This window comes from Pseudomonas sp. NFACC42-2 (assembly GCF_900116055.1).
GTDB lineage: Bacteria > Pseudomonadota > Gammaproteobacteria > Pseudomonadales > Pseudomonadaceae > Aquipseudomonas > Aquipseudomonas marginalis.
This window is the reverse complement of the sequence record NZ_FOZO01000014.1, coordinates 1-21,084: the sequence shown is the minus strand read 5'-3', so window position 1 is coordinate 21,084 and position 21,084 is coordinate 1. Positions and strand designations below refer to the sequence as shown.

21 protein-coding genes are annotated in these 21,084 nt (G+C 62.7%); 6 read left to right on the top strand and 15 right to left on the bottom strand.

The genetic code is table 11. The features are described from left to right. Nucleotides 1-17: 17 nt before the first annotated feature. The 3 genes from BM416_RS21705 to BM416_RS21695 form a co-directional block, all read right to left on the bottom strand. Nucleotides 18-305 (bottom strand): type II toxin-antitoxin system RelE family toxin, encoded by a 288-nt coding sequence (locus BM416_RS21705; protein ID WP_092489413.1) that lies wholly within the window; start codon nucleotides 303-305, stop codon nucleotides 18-20. Beyond that, a complete protein-coding gene (locus tag BM416_RS21700; protein ID WP_092489412.1) occupies nucleotides 295-534 on the bottom strand; it encodes a type II toxin-antitoxin system RelB/DinJ family antitoxin in 240 nt (79 codons plus the stop codon). Before BM416_RS21700 ends, BM416_RS21705 begins: the two co-directional genes overlap by 11 nt. Nucleotides 535-617: 83 nt before the next feature. After that, on the bottom strand, nucleotides 618-1,130 hold the full coding sequence (locus BM416_RS21695; RefSeq protein ID WP_065946531.1) for a dihydrofolate reductase: 513 nt from the start codon (nucleotides 1,128-1,130) through the stop codon (nucleotides 618-620). A 69-nt stretch (nucleotides 1,131-1,199) separates the two neighbouring features. Between BM416_RS21695 and BM416_RS21690 the strand changes: the two genes are divergently transcribed. Together BM416_RS21690 and BM416_RS21685 are read left to right on the top strand one after the other, a co-directional pair. Beyond that, the gene (locus BM416_RS21690; RefSeq protein WP_092489411.1) at nucleotides 1,200-2,579 is read left to right on the top strand and encodes a DUF2868 domain-containing protein; all 1,380 of its coding nucleotides are present in this window, start codon (nucleotides 1,200-1,202) and stop codon (nucleotides 2,577-2,579) included. Next, entirely contained in the window at nucleotides 2,572-3,939 is a 1,368-nt protein-coding gene (locus BM416_RS21685; RefSeq protein ID WP_092489410.1) for a DUF3482 domain-containing protein, read from the top strand. The genes BM416_RS21690 and BM416_RS21685 overlap by 8 nt, the downstream gene beginning before the upstream one ends. Here the strand turns inward: BM416_RS21685 and BM416_RS21680 are convergent. The 7 genes from BM416_RS21680 to BM416_RS21650 all read right to left on the bottom strand — a co-directional run bounded on the left by BM416_RS21680 (nucleotide 3,936) and on the right by BM416_RS21650 (nucleotide 12,945). Next, nucleotides 3,936-4,490 (bottom strand): phosphonate degradation HD-domain oxygenase, encoded by a 555-nt coding sequence (locus tag BM416_RS21680; RefSeq protein WP_092489409.1) that lies wholly within the window; start codon nucleotides 4,488-4,490, stop codon nucleotides 3,936-3,938. The two genes, BM416_RS21685 and BM416_RS21680, sit on opposite strands and share 4 nt — an antisense overlap. Then, nucleotides 4,490-5,623 (bottom strand): TIGR03364 family FAD-dependent oxidoreductase, encoded by a 1,134-nt coding sequence (locus BM416_RS21675; RefSeq protein ID WP_092489408.1) that lies wholly within the window; start codon nucleotides 5,621-5,623, stop codon nucleotides 4,490-4,492. The genes BM416_RS21680 and BM416_RS21675 overlap by 1 nt, the downstream gene beginning before the upstream one ends. A gap of 125 nt (nucleotides 5,624-5,748) precedes the next feature. Beyond that, nucleotides 5,749-6,771: a putative 2-aminoethylphosphonate ABC transporter substrate-binding protein gene (locus BM416_RS21670; protein ID WP_065938090.1), complete on the bottom strand. Its 1,023-nt coding sequence runs from the start codon at nucleotides 6,769-6,771 to the stop codon at nucleotides 5,749-5,751. Between the two features lie 22 nt (nucleotides 6,772-6,793). Further along, a complete protein-coding gene (locus tag BM416_RS21665) occupies nucleotides 6,794-8,500 on the bottom strand; it encodes a putative 2-aminoethylphosphonate ABC transporter permease subunit (protein ID WP_092489407.1) in 1,707 nt (568 codons plus the stop codon). 1 nt (nucleotide 8,501) lies between these two features. Next, complete coding sequence (locus BM416_RS21660; protein ID WP_092489406.1) at nucleotides 8,502-9,566, bottom strand: putative 2-aminoethylphosphonate ABC transporter ATP-binding protein; 1,065 nt, start codon at nucleotides 9,564-9,566, stop codon at nucleotides 8,502-8,504. A 246-nt stretch (nucleotides 9,567-9,812) separates the two neighbouring features. Further along, entirely contained in the window at nucleotides 9,813-10,676 is an 864-nt protein-coding gene (locus tag BM416_RS21655; protein WP_092489405.1) for a LysR family transcriptional regulator, read from the bottom strand. Nucleotides 10,677-10,692: 16 nt separating this feature from the next. Continuing rightward, nucleotides 10,693-12,945, bottom strand: coding sequence for a heavy metal translocating P-type ATPase (locus BM416_RS21650; RefSeq protein ID WP_092489404.1), 2,253 nt, complete (start codon nucleotides 12,943-12,945; stop codon nucleotides 10,693-10,695). Between the two features lie 84 nt (nucleotides 12,946-13,029). Here BM416_RS21650 and cadR point away from each other — a divergent pair, with 84 nt between their 5' ends. Beyond that, a complete protein-coding gene (gene cadR / locus BM416_RS21645; RefSeq protein ID WP_027606134.1) occupies nucleotides 13,030-13,470 on the top strand; it encodes a Cd(II)/Pb(II)-responsive transcriptional regulator in 441 nt (146 codons plus the stop codon). A gap of 131 nt (nucleotides 13,471-13,601) precedes the next feature. Here the strand turns inward: cadR and BM416_RS21640 are convergent, their stop codons facing one another. The 3 genes from BM416_RS21640 to BM416_RS21630 all read right to left on the bottom strand — a co-directional run bounded on the left by BM416_RS21640 (nucleotide 13,602) and on the right by BM416_RS21630 (nucleotide 16,148). Further along, nucleotides 13,602-14,435 (bottom strand): thymidylate synthase, encoded by an 834-nt coding sequence (locus BM416_RS21640; RefSeq protein ID WP_015886389.1) that lies wholly within the window; start codon nucleotides 14,433-14,435, stop codon nucleotides 13,602-13,604. Nucleotides 14,436-14,487: 52 nt separating this feature from the next. Continuing rightward, a complete protein-coding gene (gene lgt, locus BM416_RS21635) occupies nucleotides 14,488-15,300 on the bottom strand; it encodes a prolipoprotein diacylglyceryl transferase (RefSeq protein ID WP_092489403.1) in 813 nt (270 codons plus the stop codon). A 65-nt stretch (nucleotides 15,301-15,365) separates the two neighbouring features. Beyond that, nucleotides 15,366-16,148, bottom strand: coding sequence for a sulfite exporter TauE/SafE family protein (locus tag BM416_RS21630; RefSeq protein ID WP_065924347.1), 783 nt, complete (start codon nucleotides 16,146-16,148; stop codon nucleotides 15,366-15,368). A gap of 121 nt (nucleotides 16,149-16,269) precedes the next feature. Here BM416_RS21630 and BM416_RS21625 point away from each other — a divergent pair, with 121 nt between their 5' ends. Beyond that, on the top strand, nucleotides 16,270-17,016 hold the full coding sequence (locus BM416_RS21625; protein ID WP_092489402.1) for an NRDE family protein: 747 nt from the start codon (nucleotides 16,270-16,272) through the stop codon (nucleotides 17,014-17,016). A gap of 86 nt (nucleotides 17,017-17,102) precedes the next feature. Here BM416_RS21625 and ptsP read toward each other — a convergent pair whose 3' ends face one another. Further along, nucleotides 17,103-19,382: a phosphoenolpyruvate--protein phosphotransferase gene (gene ptsP / locus BM416_RS21620; protein WP_092489401.1), complete on the bottom strand. Its 2,280-nt coding sequence runs from the start codon at nucleotides 19,380-19,382 to the stop codon at nucleotides 17,103-17,105. 22 nt (nucleotides 19,383-19,404) lie between these two features. Then, entirely contained in the window at nucleotides 19,405-19,884 is a 480-nt protein-coding gene (locus BM416_RS21615; protein WP_003176750.1) for an RNA pyrophosphohydrolase, read from the bottom strand. Nucleotides 19,885-20,027: 143 nt separating this feature from the next. Between BM416_RS21615 and BM416_RS21610 the strand changes: the two genes are divergently transcribed. Beyond that, on the top strand, nucleotides 20,028-20,684 hold the full coding sequence (locus tag BM416_RS21610; protein WP_092489400.1) for a histidinol-phosphatase: 657 nt from the start codon (nucleotides 20,028-20,030) through the stop codon (nucleotides 20,682-20,684). 168 nt (nucleotides 20,685-20,852) lie between these two features. After that, nucleotides 20,853-21,084, top strand: a 232-nt coding sequence (locus BM416_RS21605; RefSeq protein WP_139237769.1) for a helix-turn-helix domain-containing protein, incomplete at its 3' end; no start/stop codon positions are given.

The following is a 21,084-nucleotide window of genomic DNA, read 5'->3' as shown; positions in this document are numbered from 1 at the left end:
AGGGACCTCACTCCCTGCTAGCTCAAACGATCAGCAGCCTTTCGGTAAACCTCATCACGCTCACGCTTATCGACAGCCACGACAAACACCGTGATCTCCTGATCAATGACTTGATACACCAACCGATAACCGGTGCTGCGTAGCTTGATTTTGTAGCAATCGGGCAAGCCATGCAGACGGCTGGCTTCAATACGTGGATTGTTCAGGATCTCGACCAGCTTCTTTTTAAACTGTTGACGAACGGTATCGCCCAGTTTGTGCCATTCCTTCAAAGCCCGTGCATCGAAACCCAGTTCATAGGTCATCCAGTGAGACCTTCACCCGCTGGGGCGCAGCCAGCCGTTCCCGAACTGTTGCCAACAATGCCTCATCCTCTTCAGTCATGAGGACAGGCTTGAAAGGTAACTGGCCGCGGTCTGCCACGTACTGCAAGGCTTGACGCATTAATTCCGATGGGGTGACGCCGAGCTTTTCCAACTCGTGATAAGCACGAGCCTTAAGGTCGTCGTCGATACGTACGTTGATAGAGGCCATGGGGCAGCCCTCACTGTAAAGACATTGGTCATTACAGTGGCGCATCGAGGCTTCTTTTGCAAGTCTGACTAATCGGGTGCCAGTCAGGCCTTTTCCCAAACCTCAAAACTGTACGCCGGCTTGTCCCCTTCCGCCGGATTCTCGACGTTCGACACCAACTTCCACTGGCTCGCATCAAACGCCGGAAACCACGCATCCCCTTCCGGGCTCAGCGCCACGCGTGTCAGGTACAGGCGATCCGCCTGTTCCAGCCCCTGCGCATACAACTGCGCACCGCCGATCAGCATCAGCTCATCCGCGCCCTGCTCCAACGCCCAGGCTTCAGCCCGCGCCACGGCGGCATCGAGTGACGGAAAAACTTCCGCACCTTCCAGCGCCAGGTCGGTCTGACGGCTGACCACAATGTTCAAGCGCCCCGGCAGCGGTCGGCCCAGGGAGTCCCAGGTCTTGCGCCCCATGATGATCGGCTTGCCGAGCGTGGTGGCCTTGAAATATTTGAAATCCCCCGGCAAATGCCAGGGCATGCTGTTGTCGACGCCGATCACGCGGTTTTCACCGAGGGCTGCGATCAGGCTTAAAGGGAGAGTTTTTTTCATGGCGACGAGAATACCAGAGCCACGAACCAGCGGTTATGCTCCAAGCTCACTTGCACGACAGGAAGACGCGTGACCGCACTGACCCCCCTGCAAAAACTCTGGCTGACGGAAACCGTGCGCCTGCGTGAAGAACACGCCGGCCCCCTGGAAGACCAGGAAGCCAATCGCCTCGCCCGCACGGCGGGCGGCGATCTGCCGACGCGCATCCAGCAGCGCGCCCTGCACCTGGCCGAGCGCGATGGCCTGACCGCCGCCCTCACGCGCTGGCTGCAAGGCGCACGCCTGGCCCTGGTGCTGCTGGCGGTGGTGGCCGTCATCAGCGGCGCGGGCCTGGCCTTTGCTGCGCTGGGCAACGGCTTGGCCCCGGTGAATGTGTTCTGGGCCCTGGGCAGCCTGCTCGGCCTGAACCTGATCCTGCTGTTGAGCTGGGCGTTGGGGCTGCTGTTTGCCGGCGAGCACGGCGCCAGTCTCGGGCGGCTGTGGCTGTGGCTCAGTGAAAAGCTTGCGCGCGATGCCAAGGCCGCCCAGTTGGCCCCGGCGTTGCTGCTGTTGCTGCAACGGCAGAAACTCAATCGCTGGGCGGTCGGTGTGCTGGTCAACAGCCTGTGGTTGCTGGCGCTGCTCAGCGCGCTGGTGATTCTGCTGACGCTGCTCGCCACCCGCCGTTACGGCTTTGTGTGGGAAACCACTATCCTCGGCGCCGACACCTTCGTCGCCGTGACTCAGGCCCTCGGCACCCTGCCCGCCCTGCTGGGCTTCAACGTACCGTCCGTCGAGATGATCCGCGCCAGCGGCGACTCCGCACTGAACATCGAAAGCGCCCGCCAGGCATGGGCCGCCTGGCTGGTCGGCGTCTTGCTGGTCTACGGCCTGCTGCCCCGCTTGATCCTAGCCCTGCTGTGCCTGTGGCGCTGGAAACGCGGGCGCGCCGCCTTGCATCTCGACCTCAACCTGCCCGGCTACAGCCCACTGCGCGAACGCCTGATGCCCAGCAGCGAGCGCCTTGGCGTCAACGACGCCGCGCCGGAACAACTGCACCCCGTCACAGGCGGCGTCAGTGCGCTGGAAAGCGACGGCGCCTTGCTCGTCGCCATCGAACTGGACGATCAACATCCCTGGCCGCCCAAGTTGCCGGCGAAGGTTAAGAACGCCGGCATCCTCGACAGCCGCGAATCGCGCAACAAGCTCCTGGAGCAACTCAGCCGCTTCCCGCCCGCGCGCCTGGCCATCGTCTGCGACCCGCGCCGCTCGCCGGACCGTGGCAGCCTGGCACTGATCGCCGAACTCGCACGCAGCGCAGCCGCCACCCGTGTCTGGCTGCTGCAAGCCCCGCCCGGCCAGGCGCTGGATGCCGAGCGCCTGGGCGACTGGCACAGCGCGCTGCAACAACTGGAGCTGCCGTTCGCCGACTGCGCGCCGTTGAACTGGCTGGAGACCGGTCATGACTAAGCCACTGAAACTCGCGGTGGTCGGCCACACCAACGTCGGCAAGACCTCGTTGCTGCGCACCCTCACCCGTGACGTCGGGTTCGGTGAAGTCTCCCATCGCCCCAGCACCACGCGGCATGTCGAAGGCGCGCGCTTGTCGGTCGACGGCGAAGCCTTGCTCGATCTCTATGACACCCCCGGCCTGGAAGATGCCATCGCCCTGCTCGACTACCTGGAACGCCTGGATCGCCCCGGTGAACGCTTGGACGGCCCGGCCCGCCTGGCCCGGTTCCTGGAAGGCAGCGAAGCCCGCCAGCGCTTTGAACAGGAAGCCAAGGTGCTGCGCCAACTGCTGGCCTCGGACGCCGGCCTGTATGTGATCGACGCTCGCGAACCGGTGCTGGCCAAGTACCGTGATGAACTGCAAGTGCTGGCCAGCTGTGGCAAACCGTTGCTGCCGGTGCTCAACTTCGTCAGCAGCAGCGACCACCGCGAGCCGGACTGGCGCGAAGCCCTGGCACGCCTGGGCCTGCATGCGCTGGTGCGTTTCGACAGCGTCGCGCCGCCGGAAGACGGCGAACGTCGCCTGTATGAAAGTCTCGCCCTGCTGCTGGAAAACGCCCGGCCGCAGTTGCAGCGCCTGATCCTCGACCAAGAAGCCCAACGCCAGGCCCGTCAACAGAGTGCCGCGCGGTTGATTGCCGAATTGCTGATCGACTGCGCCGCGTGCCGACGCAGCGTGGTGACTGAAGATGAGCAACAAGCCATCAGCGATTTGCGCAAGGCGGTGCGTCAGCGCGAACAAAAATGCGTGGAGGCCTTGCTCAAGCTGTTCGGCTTCCGCCCCCAGGACGCCGCCGCCAGCGACTTGCCGTTGCTCGACGGCCGCTGGGGGGATGACCTGTTCAACCCGGAAACCCTCAAGCAACTCGGCGTGCGCGTCGGCGGTGGCATCGCTGCAGGCGCAGCGGCCGGAGCCGGTGTGGACCTGCTGGTCGGCGGGCTGACCCTCGGCGCCGCCGCCCTGGCGGGCGCCATCGCCGGTGGCGCATTGCAGACCGCGCGCAGCTACGGCAGCCGCCTGCTGGGCAAGATCAAGGGCCAGCGCGAGCTGACCGTGGATGACAGCGTGCTGCGCCTGCTCGCCCTGCGCCAGCGCCAGTTGCTCAAGGCCCTGAACCTGCGCGGCCATGCGGCGATGCACAGCATCAAGGTCGATACGCCCCAGGACAAGACCTGGCGCGAAGGCAAATTGCCGGACGCGTTGCACAAGGCCCGCGCCCACCCGCAATGGTCGTCCCTCAACCCCCAGGCCAGACTGAGCCAGGCAGAACGCCAGGAACAGGTCGGAGCCCTGGCCCAGCGCCTCGACGAGGCTTAAGCCGCCAGCAGCTGCCGAGCCTTGGCCTTGAGCACTTGCAGGTCGAGCACCGGCACGTGCATTTGCTTGGCCTGTTCGTCCCAGTGGCGCAGGCGCAGGCTGATCTGGCACAGCGGGTCTTGTTCAAAGGCGCAGGCCTCCTCGGCCGTCATCACGCCGCCCTGGTAACCCAGGGTGCGGCGGCTCGCCTCGCTCAAGCATGCGTAGTAGTCCGGCCGGCTGAACGTCAGGTAGCGCTTGGCCTGGACGTGGTACTCCACCAGCCTGGCCAGGCGCTCACTGAAGCCTGCGCGGCGCAAATAATCCGCGCCCAACCGTTCATGGCTGACCACGCCATAACCGCCCATGTTCTCGCCACCCTGGCCACACAGATGGCCGATATCGTGGAAAAACGCCGCCAGCACCACTTCATCATCGAAGCCTTCGGCCATGGCCAACTGCGCGGCCTGGGACATGTGCTCGATTTGCGACACCGGCTCGCCGATGTAATCCGCCGCGCCGTGCTGCTCGTACAAAGCGAAGATTGTGGCAATCGCCTGTTCCGGGCTCATCACGCCGGCCCCCACAGGGTTGTGATATTGCGCTCGGCCATCGCCGGCCCCACGCTCATGCCCACACCGGTGTGCATCAAGGCGGCGCTCACGCCAGGTGCGGCCTGCACAAATGAAAACGGCGCCGGGCCCCTGGCGCCGTAGACGCCCTGCCAGCGTTCCATCACCTGGATCTTGCAACCCAAGGTCTGTTCGGCCAACTCGATCATCCAGTCATCCACCTGCTCGGCATTGAACGGCGAGGCATCGCTGCCGTAGTCGTGGGAGTCGCCGATGATCAGTTCGCCATGGGGCGTCGGACTGATCAGCAGGTGAATCCCGTGCTCGTGCAAGTGCGGCGCCTCGCGCAGGATCTGCGCCTGTACCGGCGCGGCCTCAGGCAGGTCGGCAAAAGCGCCGTAGTGCACGCAACTGAGGCCGGTGAGCAAGGCGTGTTGCAGGTTCAGGTTGAACGCAGGCCGCGCGCGCAGCATTTGCAGGCGGCAGATCTGCGGGTTGAGTTCGGCGATGGCCTCGGCCAACAGGGTTTGATAATCGTGGCCGGAACAGACGATGACCTGCTCGCCACGAAAACTGCCCGCCGTGCTGTGCACCTGGCCCGGTTCGACATCGCGCACCAGGGTGGAGAAGTAAAATTCCACACCCAGTTGCTGGCTCAGGTAGTGGATCAGCGCCGGTATCGCCTCACGCGAATACAGTTGCTGGTCGTCCCGGCCATGCAGCGCGGCGCGGTGATGGCGGAACTGGCCGCCATACAGATCCTTCAACGCCGCGCCTTGCAACAGGTCGACGTTATAGCCGTGTTCACGCGCGCGGCCGGCGCAGAAGGCTTCCAGCAGATGCTCTTCGGCTTCGGTACGGGCGAACAGGTACGAGCCGTTGCGCTTGAGCTGCAGGCCGGCAACCCGAGCCCATTGCCCCCAGATATCACGGCTTTGCCGTGCCAGCTCAAGCATCGGCCCCGGCGGCTGCCCGGTGACCAGCGCCTGGCCGAAGTTGCGTACCGAGGCGCCCAGGGGTGTGGCGCTGCGCTCGAACACCTTGACCTTGAGCCCGCGCCTGGCGGCGGCGTAGGCGTGGGACAGGCCGAGGATGCCGGCGCCGATGATGAGCAGGTCGCTGTGGTGTGTCATTTAGTGATGTCCTGTTTTCAAGACCGCTATCGGGGGCAAGCCCCCTCCCACATTTCGATTTGTGAATGCAGTCAAGTGTGGGAGGGGGCTTGCTCCCGATGAGGCCAGTAGCCCTAACGAAAACCTTACTGCCCCGCCACCTTCTCCGACTTCCCGTCATAGCGCTTGCGCCACTCAGCCAGGATGCTGTCGCGATTCTTCGACGCCCAGCCGAAGTCGTTCTTGATCAACCGCTGCTCGTAGTCGGCCGGCAATTCGGTCTGCGGCTTGGCGATCCCCGGCTGGGCGAGCACGGCGAAGTTGTCCTTGTACAGGTCCATCGCCGCTGTACTGGCGGAGAAGTCGGCGAGCTTTCTGGCGGCGTCCGCATGGGCGGTGCCCTTGATCACGGCAGTGGCTTCGATGTCCCAGCCCAGGCCTTCCTTCGGCAGGATGATGTCCAGCGGCGCGCCCTGGCGCTTCAGCTGCACGGCCGGATACTCAAAGGAAATACCAATCGGGAACTCACCGGAAGCCGCCAGCTTGCACGGCTTGGAACCGGAGTGAACGTACTGGCCGATGTTCTGGTGCAAGTCGTCCATGTACTGCCAGCCCTGCTTCTCGCCGAAGGTTTGCAGCCAGGCGCTCACATCCAGGAAGCCGGTGCCGGACGAGGCCGGGTTGGGCATCACGATCTTGCCCTTGTACTCGGGCTTGGTCAGGTCTTGCCAGCTCACCGGCTTGGTCAGGCCCTGTTTCTCGGCTTCGACTGTGTTGAAGCAAATGGTTGCCGCCCACACATCCATGCCGACCCAGGCCGGTGGGTTGGCGGCGTCACGGTAATTCTTGCCGATCTTGTCCAGGTCCTTCGGCGCGTAGTTATCGAGCATGCCTTGCTGATCGAGGATCGCCAGGCTCGACGCGGCCAGGCCCCAGACCACATCGGCCTGCGGGCGGTCTTTTTCTGCCAGCAGCTTGGCGGTAATGATGCCGGTGGAGTCGCGGACCCATTTGATCTCGACGTCAGGGTTGGCCTGCTCGAAGGCTTTTTTGTAGGTCTTCAACTGCTCGGCTTCAAGGGCCGTGTACACGGTCAACTCGGTCTTGGCGAAGGCATTCAGGCTGAATGCAGTGAGTACGGCAGCGACCAGCGCCAGGGGCTTGAACATGGAGCACCTCCTTCAGGGATGGTTATTGGCCGGGCGCGGTCTGGCGCCAGGCTTGGGAGCGGCGCAAGGCGCCACGTGAAGCCCACGCCAGCAGCAGCGAAACGCTGCCTGAGGTGAACAGGATCAGGGTCGACATGGCCGCCGCGCCGCCCACATTGCCGGCGTCGTCCATGTTCAACACGGCGACGGCGGCGAGGATGGTGTCGGGGCTGTAGAGGAAGATCGCGGCGGACACGGTGGTCATCGCCGACACAAACAGGTAGCGCACGATGTCCAGCAGTGCCGGCAGGCAGATCGGTACCGTGACTTTCAAGTAATGGCGATACAGCGGCGCCTTGAGCGACAGCGCCGCCGCTTCGAACTCGGCGTCCAGCTGGCGCAGCGCGGTGGTGGCGGTCATCTGCGCGGTGGTCAGGTAGTGAGCAATGGTGCACACCACCAGCAGGGTCATGGTGCCGTAGAACACATGCAGCGGGTTGCCGCTCAGGTTGAAAAAGAACACGTAGCCCAGGCCCAGCACCAACCCCGGCACGGCCATCGGCACAAAGCTGAGCATGCGCAGCGCCAGGTTCAGGCCCTTCTGGCCCTTGGTCTTTTCCATCAGGTAGGCGCCGGTGAAGATCAATACGCTGCCGATCAACGCCGTGCACAACGCCAGGGTCAAGCTGTTGCGATAGGCCAGCCAGCCGCCGCCGGCCGTGTCTTCGAACTGGTAGTGGCTGAGCGACAGCGACAGGTTGTACGGCCAGAACTTCACCAGCGAGGAGTACACCGCCATGCCGAACACCAGCAGCAACACGGCACAGATCAGCAGCACGATGAGCAGGTAGCAGCCATCCCGTAAACGCGACGGCGCCGGCTGGAAGACCTGGGCGCGGCCACTCATGGCCTCGCCATGGCGACGACGCAACCAGGCATCGACGCCAAAGCTGAACAGCGCCGGCAGCAGCAGCACCATGCCGATCAACGCACCGCGACCGAACTGTTGCTGGCCGACCACCGCCTTGTAGGCTTCCAGCGCCAGCACCTGGTAATCCCCGCCCACCACCACGGGCACGCCGAAATCCGTAATGGTCAAGGTGAACACCAGGCAAAACGCGGCAAACACCGCCTGGCGCGTGGCCGGCCAGGTGATGCTGCGAAACGCCCGGGCAGGACTGGCGCCCATGCTTGAGGCCGCATCGAACAAACGCGCATCGGCCAGGGACAGCGCCGACAGCAAAATCATCAGGGCATGTGGGAAGGTGTAGATCACCTCACCGAGGACAATGCCCCAGAAGCCGTAGATGTTGTCCGAGAACAGCCCGCGCAACAGGCCCTGGTTACCGAACAGGTAGACCAGTGCAATCCCCGGCAGCATCGACGGCGCCATCAATGGCAGCAGCGACATACCGCGCCAGAGGGCCTTGCCGGGAATCAACGTGCGTTGCAGGGCGTAGGCAAACAGGTAGGCCAGCGGTACGACAATGGCCGCCACGCTGAGGGAGACTTTCAGGCTATTGCCCAGCAGCCAGTGGAAGTTGGCACTGGTGACCAACTCCCGTGCGGCGACCAGGCCACCGCCCTGCCCGGCCTCGCTGCTGAAACCGCGCCAGAAGATCGCCAACAGTGGCAGCAATACGGCGATGCCCAGCAGCACCAGCCAGAGCAGTTTGCCGCCGACCACGAAAATACGGTCGCCGGTTTCGGCGCGTGACGTTTGACGCGCCAGAGTCAAGACAGCGGCCATCTCAGGCAAACACCTGCAGGCTGCGCGGCGGCAAGGCTACCCAGATGTCCTGGGCGCCCAGGCGCGGCATGGCTTCCGGGGCCAGTTCGGCAAGCAGCGGATGGCCGGGCAGTTGCTCCAGCTCAAAGCTCATGCGGCAGCGGTTGCCGAGGAAAGTGATCTCGCGGACCTTGGCCGGGAACAGGTTCTCCTCATGCACCGCCGGGTTGACGCTGATCGCTTCCGGGCGGCAGAACAGCCGGCCGGACCTGGCCACGCCGGCGTCCTCGGCCAGGCGCATGTTCATCCCACCGACCTGGGCATGGCTGGCACTGTTGCGACTGAACGGCAGCCAGTTGCCCTGGCCGACAAACTCCGCCACAAACGGCGTGGCCGGGCGGTCGTAGATTTCCTGGGGCGTAGCGTATTGCTCGACCTTGCCGTTGTTCATCACGGCGATGCGGTCGGCCATCAACATGGCTTCGTCCTGGTTGTGGGTGACCATCAGGGTGGTGATACCCAGGCGCCGTTGCAGCTGGCGCAGCTCGGTGCACAGATGCTCGCGCACGCGGGCGTCGAGGGCCGACATCGGCTCATCCAGCAACAGCAATGACGGCGCCGGTGCCAGCGCACGGGCCAGGGCGACCCGCTGCTGTTGGCCGCCGGAGAGTTGGCCGGGGTATTTCTTTTCACTGCCAAGCAGCCCCACCAGTTCAAGCATCTGGCCGACGCGCTGGCGCACTTCATCACGACCGCTGCCGGTGAGGCCGTAGCCGATGTTCGCTTCGACGGTGAGATTGGGAAACAGCGCGTAGGACTGGAACAGAATGCCGTAGTCGCGAGCCTGGGGCGGCAGCAGGGAAACATCGCGGTCACCCAGGTAAAGTTCGCCGCTGTCCTGGCGTTCCAGGCCGGCGATGCAGCGCAGCAACGTGGTCTTGCCGCAGCCGGAAGGGCCGAGCAGGCACACCAGCTCGCCGGCAGCCACGTCCAGTGACACATTGTCCAACGCCGTAAAGGCGCCGAAGCGTTTCTGGATACCGCGCACTTGCATCGGCGCGCCGGGTTGGGTCAGGGCTGTGTTCATGGTGGCACCTCATCAAACTGATGAAGGCGATGCTAGGCAGGCAATGCGTCGCTCTTATGGCAGGAAGGCAAAAGGCGGCGATAGTGGTATTCGCAGATTTGTGTAGGACGCTTAGCGGTAAGCTGCCTGGTCTACCGCAATCGGGAGCAAGCCCCCTCCCACACTTGACCGAGTTCCAACATGGAAATGCGGGCACCTGTGGGAGGGGGCTTGCCCCCGATTGGTCCCCAAAGCCACTAAAAGGCTTTAGATCGGCGACATTTCCTGCGCCAACCCCAGAAACGCCGCCGGCAGACGAGCGCCTTTTCTTTCCTTGAGGCAGTACAGGTACTCGGGAATCTGCGGCGCATGCTCGAGGGTCAGCACCTTCAGCTGCGGGTCATGGGGCACTTCCTGGCGGGCGATGATGCTGATGCCGATATTGCGCAGCACCGCTTCGCGGATCGATTCACGGCTGCCGATTTCCAGCAGTGGCCCGTAACTCACGCCGGCGCCTTGCAGCATCTCTTCCGTAAGCCGTCGCGTGGTGGAGCCGGCTTCACGCATCAACAACGTATGCCCGGCCAAGGCACTCAGCGGCACATGGTCGAGCTTGGCCAGTGGGTGGTTACGGTGTACCGCCAGCACCAACGGGTCGGTGCCCAGTACACGACGGATCAGGCGCGGGTCTTCGAGCAACTGCGAGGACGCAGCGACATCGACGCGGTAGTCATCCAAGGCTTCAAGCACCTGCTGGGAGTTGCCGATTTCCACCGACACCTCCACCTGCGGCAGGCGTTCGCGAAAGGCTTTGACCAGGTCGAGGATGTAGTACGGCGCCGTGGCGGCAATCCTCAGTGCGCCCTGGACCTGGCCGCTGTTGCGCAGTAAAAACTCGATATCCGCTTCCTGCTGCAACAGCGTCTTGACCATCGGCAGCAGGCGCGCGCCCTCGTCGCTGACGGTGAGGCGGCGCCCGCCACGGTAGAACAGCTCGACGCCGTACTGGCTTTCCAGGTTGCGAATCTGGGTGGTAACGGTGGGCTGGCTCAGGCCGAGTTTTTTCGCCGCCTGGGTGATGCTGCCCAGGCGGGCAACCATAAAAAACGCCTTCAGCTCGGCACTCAGCACACCACCCTCTCATCCTCTATTTGCGCAACAGGCGCAGGCCATTGAACACCACCAGAAGGGCCACGCCCATGTCGGCGAACACCGCCATCCACATGGTCGCCAAGCCCAGGAACGTGACCACCAGGAAGATCGCCTTGATCACCAGGGCCAGGGTGATGTTCTGCTTGAGGATACTCGACGTTTGCCGCGACAAACGAATGAATGCCGGAATCTTGCGCAAATCATCGTCCATCAAGGCCACGTCGGCCGTCTCGATAGCGGTGTCGGTACCTGCCGCGGCCATGGCAAAGCCAATCTCGGCGCGCGCCAGGGCCGGGGCGTCGTTGATGCCGTCGCCGACCATGCCCACCCGGTGGCCTTGGCCGTAGAGGGTTTCGATGGCGTGCAGCTTGTCGGTGGGCAACAGGTCGCCCTGGGCCTGATCGATGCCGACCTGGGCCGCAATCGCCTGGGCGGTGTGGGTGTTGTCGCCGGTGAGCATCAGGGTCTTGATGCCCAGCTCATGCAGTTGCTGGATGGCTTCGCGGCTGCTGTCCTTGACCGTGTCGGCCACGGCGAACAGCGCCAGCGGACCGGACTTGTCGAGCAGCAGCACCACGGACTTGCCCTGTTTTTCCAGGGCGAACAGCTTTTCTTCCAGCTCCGGCGAACACAGGCCAAGGTCTTCCACCAGGCGGTGGTTACCCAAGTGGTAGGTCTGACCATTGATATCGCCGCGCACGCCGCGACCGGCCAGGGCTTCGAAGTTATCCACAACGTGCACCGGCAGGTTTTTATCCACAGCCGCATTGGCAATCGCCAGGGACACCGGGTGATCGGAGCGCCCGGCCAAACTGGCGGCCAGGGCCGGGGCGCTGTCTTCGACAGTGGGGAACAGTGCCAGGTAATCGGTTTGCACCGGCTTGCCGTGGGTAATCGTGCCGGTCTTGTCGAGGGCCAGGTAGTCAAGCTTGTAACCGCCCTCCAGGTACACACCGCCCTTGATCAGGATGCCTTTGCGCGCTGCAGCCGCCAGGCCGCTGACAATCGTCACCGGGGTGGAGATCACCAGCGCGCACGGGCACGCCACCACCAGCAGCACCAGGGCGCGGTAGATCCAGTCGAACCAGGCGCCGGCCATGAACAGCGGCGGGATTACGGCCACGCCCAAGGCGAACAGAAACACGGCCGGGGTGTAGATTTTCGAGAAGCTGTCGACAAAACGCTGGGTCGGTGCCCGTGCGCCCTGGGCCTGCTCCACCGCGTGGATGATGCGGGCCAGGGTGGAGTTGTTGGCAGCCGCCGTGACCTTGTACTCCAGGGAACCGGCCTGGTTGATGGTGCCGGCGAAGACCTTATCGCCGACGGTCTTTTCAATCGGCAGGCTTTCACCGGTGATCGGCGCTTGGTCGATGGTGGACTGGCCGGCGGTGACTTCACCGTCAAGGCCGATACGCTCGCCGGGTTTTACCCGCACGATTGCGTCCAGCTCAATGCTTTTGACCTCCATTTCGACCCAGCTTCCATCAGCCTGCCGAACCGTGGCCTGTTCCGGTGTCATCTGCATCAAGCCACTGATGGCATTGCGCGCACGGTCCAGGGACTTGGCTTCGATCAGCTCGGCCACGGTAAACAGGAACATCACCATGGCCGCTTCCGGCCACTGGCCAATCAGGACCGCGCCAGTGACCGCGATGCTCATCAAGGCGTTGATGTTCAGGTTGAGGTTTTTCAGGGCGATCCAGCCCTTCTTGTAAGTGGTGAGGCCGCCGCTGAGGATCGACACCAGCGCTACCAGCGCAATCACCCAAGTGGGCGCGGCATTGGTGAAGTGCAGTACTTCGGCGCCCAACGCCCCCACACCGGACAACGCCAGCGGCCACCAATGCTTCTTGGCGGGCGGCTCGGCGGCCGGGGTGCCCTCCACGATCGGATCGGCCTGCATACCCAGGGATTTGATCGCATCGATGATCGGCGCGGTACTCGGCAGGTCATGGGTAACGCCGAGGATGCGGTTGATCAGGTTGAATTCCAGCTGCTGCACACCGGCCAGCTTGCCCAGTTTGTTCTGGATCAGCGTCTGCTCGGTGGGGCAGTCCATGGCTTCGATGCGGAAGGTACTCAGGCGCGAGCCGGCGGTGAGCGCCTCGCTCAACTGCACCAGCGCAGGCGCGGGCGCGCCGGAACAGCAGGAACCGCCATGGCCGTGATCGTGCACGGGGGTGAGTTTCTTCGGCCCATGATCATGGTCATGGTCGTGTTTGTGCGGGGTGTGAATGGAGTCGCTCATCAGGTCGCGTCCGTAAGGTGCCTGTTGCCAAGTAAAGACCCTGTAGCCACTATAGGGTCAAGCACCCATTTGGAGATTGCTGTAATGAAGATCGGCGAACTGGCCAAACTGACCGACTGTCCGGTGGAAACCATCCGTTATTACGAGAAGGAAGGCCTGCTGCCACCCCCGGCACGCACCGAAGCCAACTACCGCGTGTACACCCAGGCGCACACCGAGCGGCTGATCTTTATCCGCAACTGCCGCAGCCTCGACATGACTCTGGAAGAAATCCGCAGCCTGCTCGGGCTACGGGACAGCCCCCAGGACCAGTGTGAAAACGTGAATGCGTTGATCGACGAGCATATCCACCATGTAAAAGCGCGGATTGACGGGCTGCTGGCGTTGCAGGAGCAATTGCTGGACCTGCGCCAACGCTGTGGCGGCGGGGATCACTGCGGGATTTTGCAACGGCTGGAGGTCAACGGCGGTGTGGCCGCCAGCGAGGCAGAGCCCTCACACGTAGGCAGAAGCCATGGCCATTAATTCAGCCTGGTAACCGAATCAAAATGTGGGAGGGGGCTTGCCCCCGATGGCGGTGTGTCAGTCATTCTTCACTTAACTGATCCACCGCTATCGGGGGCAAGCCCCCTCCCACATTTTGACCGAGACAGCCCTTAAATGGCGACATCGGCTTTAATGCTTGGATCGGCGTCATAGCCCACGATTTCAAAGTCTTCGAACTTGTAATCGTAGATCGACGCCGGCTTACGCTTGATCACCAGTTCCGGCAGCTTCTTCGGCGTGCGCGCCAGCTGGGTGCGGATCTGCTCCATGTGGTTGCTGTAGGCGTGGGTGTCGCCGGTGGTGACGATGATCTCGTGGGGAATCAGGTCGCATTGCTGGGCCAGCATATGGGTCAGCAGCGCCAGGGCGGCGGTGTTGTACGGCAGGCCGAGGAATACGTCGGAGCTGCGGATGTACAACTGCATCGACAGATGGCCGTCATGCACAAACGCCTGGTACAGCAGGTGGCACGGTGGCAGGGCTTGCTTGCCGTTGCGCGCGTTTTCCTGGGGGCTTTTGGTTTCGTCCGGCAGGTATTCGACGTTCCAGCCGTGGAACAGGATGCGACGGCTGTTGGGGTTGGTCTTGAGTGTGTGCACCATGTAGTCGATCTGGTTGATCGTGCCGCCATCCTTGGTCGGCCAGGCAGTCCACTGCTCGCCATACACCGGGCCCAGGTCACCGTCTTCGGTGGCCCACTCGTCCCAGATTTTCACACCGTTTTCGTTCAGCCACTTGATGTTGGTGTTGCCGCTCAACATCCAGATCAGCTCGTTGGCGATGCTTTTGAAGTGAAGCTTCTTGGTGGTCAGCAGCGGGAAGCCGTCGGCCAAGTTATGCCGATACTGACGGGCGAACACGGCCTTGGTGCCGGTGCCGGTACGGTCGCCTTTGGTCAGGCCATTGGTCACGACGTCGTTCAGTAGTTCGAGATATTGCTTCATGTCATTACCCGTATCGTTGAAGCCGAGACCTCGCGGGCCTCGGCATTCGAATTTAAAGCGCGGTGTGCTTCAGCGGTTGCGGGCGATTGTACGCCCACCACAGCAGGCCCAGGCCGATCAGGATCATCGGAAGGCTGAGCACTTGTCCCATGGTCAGCCAGCCCCACGCCAGGTAACCCAGTTGGGCATCCGGCACGCGCACGAACTCGACGATGAAACGGAAGATCCCGTAGAACAGCGCGAACATGCCGGAAACGGCCATGGTCGGGCGCGGTTTGCGCGAAAAGAGGTACAGGATAAGGAACAGTGCCACGCCTTCCAACGCGAACTGGTACAGCTGCGACGGATGGCGCGGCAGTTGCGCCGGGTCGCTGAACGGAGGGAACACCATGGCCCACGGCACATCGGTCGGCTTGCCCCACAACTCGGCGTTGATGAAGTTGCCGATGCGCCCGGCGCCCAGGCCGATCGGTACCAGCGGCGCGACAAAGTCCATCAGTTGGAAGAACGACTTGCCGTTGCGCCGGCCAAACCACCAGGCCGCGATCATCACGCCGATAAAGCCACCGTGGAATGCCATGCCGCCTTTCCACACTTCGAAGATCAGCGTCGGGTTGGCGATGTAGGCCGAGAGATCGTAAAACAGCACATACCCCAGGCGCCCGCCGACGATCACCCCCATCGACAACCAGAACACCATGTCGGAGAGCTTCTCCTTGGTCCAGGTCGGGTCGAAACGGTTCAGGCGCCGGGAGGCCAGCAGCCATGCACCGCCGATGCCGATCAGGTACATCAACCCGTACCAGTGGATTTTCAGCGGACCGATGGCCAGGGCCACCGGGTCGATCTGCGGGTAAGGCAGCATTGCGACTCCTCGTTAAATCATTCGTTATGGCGACCGGACCATGCCCGGGCGCGATTAAGCCTGCGTTACAGCAAAAAATTCAAACCGACACAAAACAGCAAACCGGCGAACAACCGCTTGAGCAAGCGCGGCGACAACCGGTGCGCCAGGCGTGCGCCGAAACGGGCAAACACCATGCTGGTCAGGGCAATGCCCAGCAGTGCCGGCAAATACACGAACCCTAGACTATGAGCGGGCAACAGCGGGTCATGCCAGCCCAGAATCATGAAACTTAACGCACTGGCCAGGGCAATCGGCAGGCCACAGGCGGACGAGGTGGCCACCGCCTGTTGCATCGGCACGCTGCGCCAGGTCAAAAACGGCACGGTCAGCGAGCCGCCGCCGATGCCGAAAATCGCCGAAGCCCAGCCGATCACCGTACCGGCCACCGTCAGGCCGAGCTTGCCCGGCACCGTGCGGCTGGCCTTGGGCTTGACCTCCAGAGCCAGTTGCACGGCGATGATCAGGGCGAATACGCCGATGATCTTCTGCAAGTGGGGGCCGGAAATCGCCTCGGCGGTCAGCGCACCAAAACCGGCGCCAAGCAGGATACCCACGGTCATCCAGACAAAGATCGGCCAACGCACCGCGCCACGTCGGTGGTGCTCACGCACGGCATTGACCGAGGTAAAGATGATCGTCGCCAGGGAGGTGCCCACGGCCAGGTGGGTCAGCACCTGCGGGTCGAAGCCCTGCAAGGTGAAGCTGAACACCAGCACCGGCACGATGATGATCCCGCCGCCCACGCCAAACAGCCCGGCGAGCACGCCCGCGCACGCGCCCAGCAGCAAATACAGCAGAAATTCCATGGGAGCCCCCAAACCAGGTCCGGCATGTTAACGGATGGAAGGCATGCGACCCAACTGGATACGATGGAACGCCGCTGCCGGTGTGGGTAGAGTGGCAAAAAACACAAACGGGAATCGCCTGATGTGCCTGATTGTTTTTGCCTGGCGGCCGGGCCATGCCCAGCCGCTGATCGTCGCGGCCAACCGTGATGAGTTCTACGCCCGCCCCAGCCTGCCGCTGGCGCAGTGGCCGGATGCGCCCGAAGTCTACGCCGGCCGCGACCAGGAAGCGGGCGGCACCTGGCTGGGCGTGAATGCCGATGGGCGGTTTGCGGCCCTGACCAATATCCGTGATCCGCACCAGCCGCCGGCACGCAAGTCCCGCGGGGAGCTGGTGGCACGGTTTCTCAGTGGTTCGCTGCCGATTGACCAGTATTTGGCCGACGTTAACGGCCGTTCGATTGAATATGCCGGGTTTAACCTGCTGCTGGGGACGCGGGAAGAGTTGTGGCATTACAACGCCAATCACACCGAGCCGACGCAGTTGAAAGCGGGCGTGTATGGGTTATCCAATGCAGGGCTGGATACACCTTGGCCGAAACTGCTTAAGGCCAAAGCCGCGCTGAGTGAGTTGCTGAACGATCCCCAGCCCGAAGCGCTACTGGAGATTCTGAGCGATCCGCAGACTGCACCGTTTGCCGAGCTGCCGGATACCGGCGTGGGGTTGGCGACGGAGAGTTTGCTGTCGAGTGTGTTTATCGCCAGCCCCAGTTATGGGACACGGGCGAGCACCGCGTTGATTGTGAATGCCGATGGCACGCGGCGGATGGTGGAGCGCAGCTTTGGACCGCATGGTGGGCGGCTCGGAGAGGTAGAACTCAAGTTCTGACGCTGATGCCGTCTTACCCAGCAGCGCGCCCGACGCAGCCTCGCTTGCGCTCGACAGCTGCTACGGGCGAGGGCTGCGTATCGCCATTAAAGGGTCTTGGCAGACGCCGGGTTGATCATCCGCGTCAGCCCCAGGTTTTTCAGCGCCAATTGCAGCGAGCTGTGGATAACCTGCGGGTTGTCGATGGTCATCAACTCCGCCAGCAGATCCTTGGCCATGCTCAGTTCAACCTGGCGCAGCATCCACTTCACCTTCGGCAGGTTGGTGGCGTTCATCGACAGGCTGTCAAAGCCCATCGCCATCAACAGTACCGCCGCCGCCGGGTCGCCGGCCATTTCACCGCAGATACTCACCGGCTTGCCTTCGGCATGGGCGTCGCGCACCACGTGTTGCAGGGCTTGCAGCACCGCCGGGTGCAGGTAGTCGTAGAGGTCGGCTACCCGCGGGTTGTTGCGGTCCACGGCCAGCAGGTACTGGGTCAGGTCGTTGGAGCCCACGGACAGGAAGTCCACCTGCCGCGCCAGTTCCTTGGCCTGGTACACCGCCGCCGGGATTTCGATCATCACGCCAATCGGCGGCATCGGTACGTCGGCGCCTTCGTCGCGCACTTCGCCCCAGGCACGGTGGATCAGGTGCAAGGCTTCTTCCAGCTCATGGGTGCCGGAGATCATCGGCAGCAGGATGCGCAGGTTGTTCAGGCCTTCGCTGGCCTTGAGCATGGCACGGGTCTGCACCAGGAAGATTTCAGGGTGGTCGAGGGTAACGCGAATACCGCGCCAGCCGAGGAAGGGGTTGTCTTCCTTGATCGGGAAATACGACAGTGACTTGTCGCCGCCGATGTCCAGGCTGCGCATGGTCACCGGCAAGGGGTGGAAGGCGGACAGTTGCTCGCGATAAATCGCCAGCTGCTCCTTCTCACTCGGGAAACGCTGGTTGATCATGAACGGCACTTCGGTGCGGTACAGCCCCACGCCTTCGGCGCCGCGCTGTTGCGCGCGGGCCACATCGGCCAGCAGGCCGGTGTTGACCAGCAGCGGTACACGGTGGCCGTCGAGGGTCACGCACGGCAGTTCGCGCAAGGAATCGAGCCCGAGCGCCAGTTGCTTCTCTTCTTCCACCACCTCGGCGTATTGCTTGCGCAGGACTTCGCTGGGGTTGGTAAACACCTCGCCGCGATGCCCATCGACAATCATGTCGATGCCATCGACCTTGGAGTACGGCAGGTCCACCAGGCCCATCACCGTCGGAATGCCCATGGCCCGGGCCAGGATCGCGACGTGGGAGTTACCCGAACCGAGGACCGAGACCAGGCCCACCAACTTGCCTTCAGGCACTTCGCCGAGCATGGTGGCGGTCAGTTCTTCACTGATCAGGATGGTGTTGTCGGGATAGACCAGGTTGGTGGTGCGGTCTTCCTGCAGGTAGGCCAGCAGACGGCGGCCGAGGTCACGCACATCCGAGGCCCGCTCGCGCAGGTAGGCGTCGTCCATCAATTCGAAACGGTTGACGTGATCGGTGACCACCTGGCGCAGCGCGCCCTGGGCCCACTGGCCGGTCTTGATCACGGTCTTGACTTCGTTCCCGAGGGACGCGTCGTCGAGCATCATCTGGTACACGTCGAACAGCGCGCGCTCTTCGGGGCGCAGCTGGGTGGCCAGCTTGGTCGACAGGTTGCGCATGTCGGCGCGCACGCCTTCCAGGGCCGTCTTGAACAGTTTGATTTCAGCGTCGATGTCGTCGACGTGTTTGTCCGGCACCACATCGAGGTCGGCCGGCGGCAACATGACCACGGCAGTACCGACCGCCGCCCCCGGTGAACCCGGTACACCGACGAACTTGGCTTCCTGGATCCCCTTGCCCTGGCCGCCCAGGCCGCGAATCGAGCCAGTGGCTTCGGCGTGGGCGATAACCCCGGCGAGCTGCGCGCTCATGGTCACGAGGAAGGCTTCTTCGCCCTCGTCGAACTGGCGACGTTCTTTTTGCTGGATGACCAATACGCCGACGACGCGGCGGTGGTGAATGATCGGTGCGCCGAGGAACGAGGCGTAGCGCTCTTCGCCGGTTTCGGCAAAGTAGCGATAACGCGGGTGATCGGCCGCGTTTTCAAGGTTCAGGGGTTCTTCACGCGTCCCCACCAAGCCCACCAGACCTTCATTGGGCGCCATGCTGACCTTGCCGATGGAGCGCTTGTTCAAGCCCTCGGTGGCCATCAGCACAAAACGGTTGGTCTCTGGGTCCAGCAGGTAAACCGAGCAGACCTGGCTGCCCATGGCTTCCTTGACGCGCAACACAATAATCCCCAACGCCGCCTTGAGATCCTTGGCGGAGTTAACTTCCTGGACGATCTTGCGCAGCGTATTGAGCATGGCTCGGGGTCGAACTCCGTCGTCAGTCGCGCGCTAAAAGGCGCGGGGCAAGCTCTTTGAGAGCGCGACGATAAACCTCGCGCTTGAATGTCACCACCTGGCCCAACGGGTACCAATAACTGACCCAACGCCAGCCATCGAACTCCGGTTTACCGGTCAAATCCATCCGCACCCGCTGCTCGTTGGAGATCAGGCGCAGGAGAAACCATTTCTGCTTCTGGCCGATGCACAGCGGTTGGCTGTGGGTACGCACCAGGCGTTGCGGCAAACGATAGCGCAACCAGCCCCGGGTACAGGCCAAAATCTGCACATCTTCACGCTCAAGGCCGACTTCTTCGTTCAACTCACGGTACAAGGCGTCTTCAGGGGTTTCGTCGGGGTTGATTCCGCCTTGAGGAAACTGCCAGGCATCTTGGTTGATTCGGCGAGCCCATAGCACCTGTCCGGCATCATTCGTAAGAATAATCCCGACATTAGGACGGAAACCATCGGGGTCGATCACGGCAACAACCTCGCAAACGCATGTCGCCGCATTGTTCCACAAAGGTTGTTCCAGCGGCAACGAGGCTTCTTACCTTATGTGCACTCTTGTGAAAAGACCGTATTCTGGACGCCTTTTTACAGACTTTTCAGCGAGTAACTGCAATGCGCCTGGCTTTATTCGACTTGGACAACACCCTTCTCGGCGGTGACAGCGACCACGCCTGGGGCGATTACCTCTGCGAACGGGGGATTCTCGACGCGGTCGCCTACAAAGCCCGCAACGACGAGTTCTACCAGGACTACCTGGCCGGCAAGCTGGACAACGCCGCCTACCTGAACTTCTGCCTGGAAATCCTCGGCCGCACCGAGATGGCCCAGTTGGACGAATGGCATAACGACTATATGCGCGACTGCATCGAGCCGATCATGCTGCCCCTGGCCGCTGAACTGCTGGCCAAGCACCGCGCCGCTGGCGACAAGCTGGTGATCATCACCGCCACCAACCGTTTCGTCACCGCGCCAATTGCCGCACGCCTGGGCGTCGAGACGCTGATCGCCACCGAGTGCGAGATGGAAAATGGCCGCTACACCGGGCGCAGCACTGATGTGCCGTGCTTCCGTGAAGGCAAGGTGACGCGCTTGAATCGGTGGTTGGAAGAGACGGGGTACAGCCTGGAAGACAGTTACTTCTACAGCGACTCGATGAATGACCTGCCGCTGTTGGAGCAGGTGACGCATCCGGTGGCGGTGGATCCGGATCCGAATCTGCGCGCTGAAGCCGAGAAGCGGGGTTGGCCGGTGATTACGCTGCGTAGCTGATGGCCCTATCGGGGGCAAGCCCCCTCCCACATTTAACCGAGTACATCCTTTGGAATGCGGTCGAGTGTGGGAGGGGGCTTGCCCCGGTACAAACCGGGGACATCGTTTACATTTCTAACCGGGGACATGGTTTACAGGCTAATACGCATGATCAGGAGGTAACTGATCATGCCCTGGAACCAAGAGTCCCCCATGAATCAAAGAATCAAGCTGGTAGCTGATTGGCTTTCTGGCAACTTCACCAAAAGCCAGTTGGCACGCCGCTTTGACGTTAGCCGACCTACCGTCGATAAGTGGATTGCCCGGCACGACGGCGACTTGAGGTCTTTATCCGAACTGTCCCGGCGACCTCACAACAGCCCAAATAAAACCGACGACGAGATTTTGGCCCGTGTAGTCG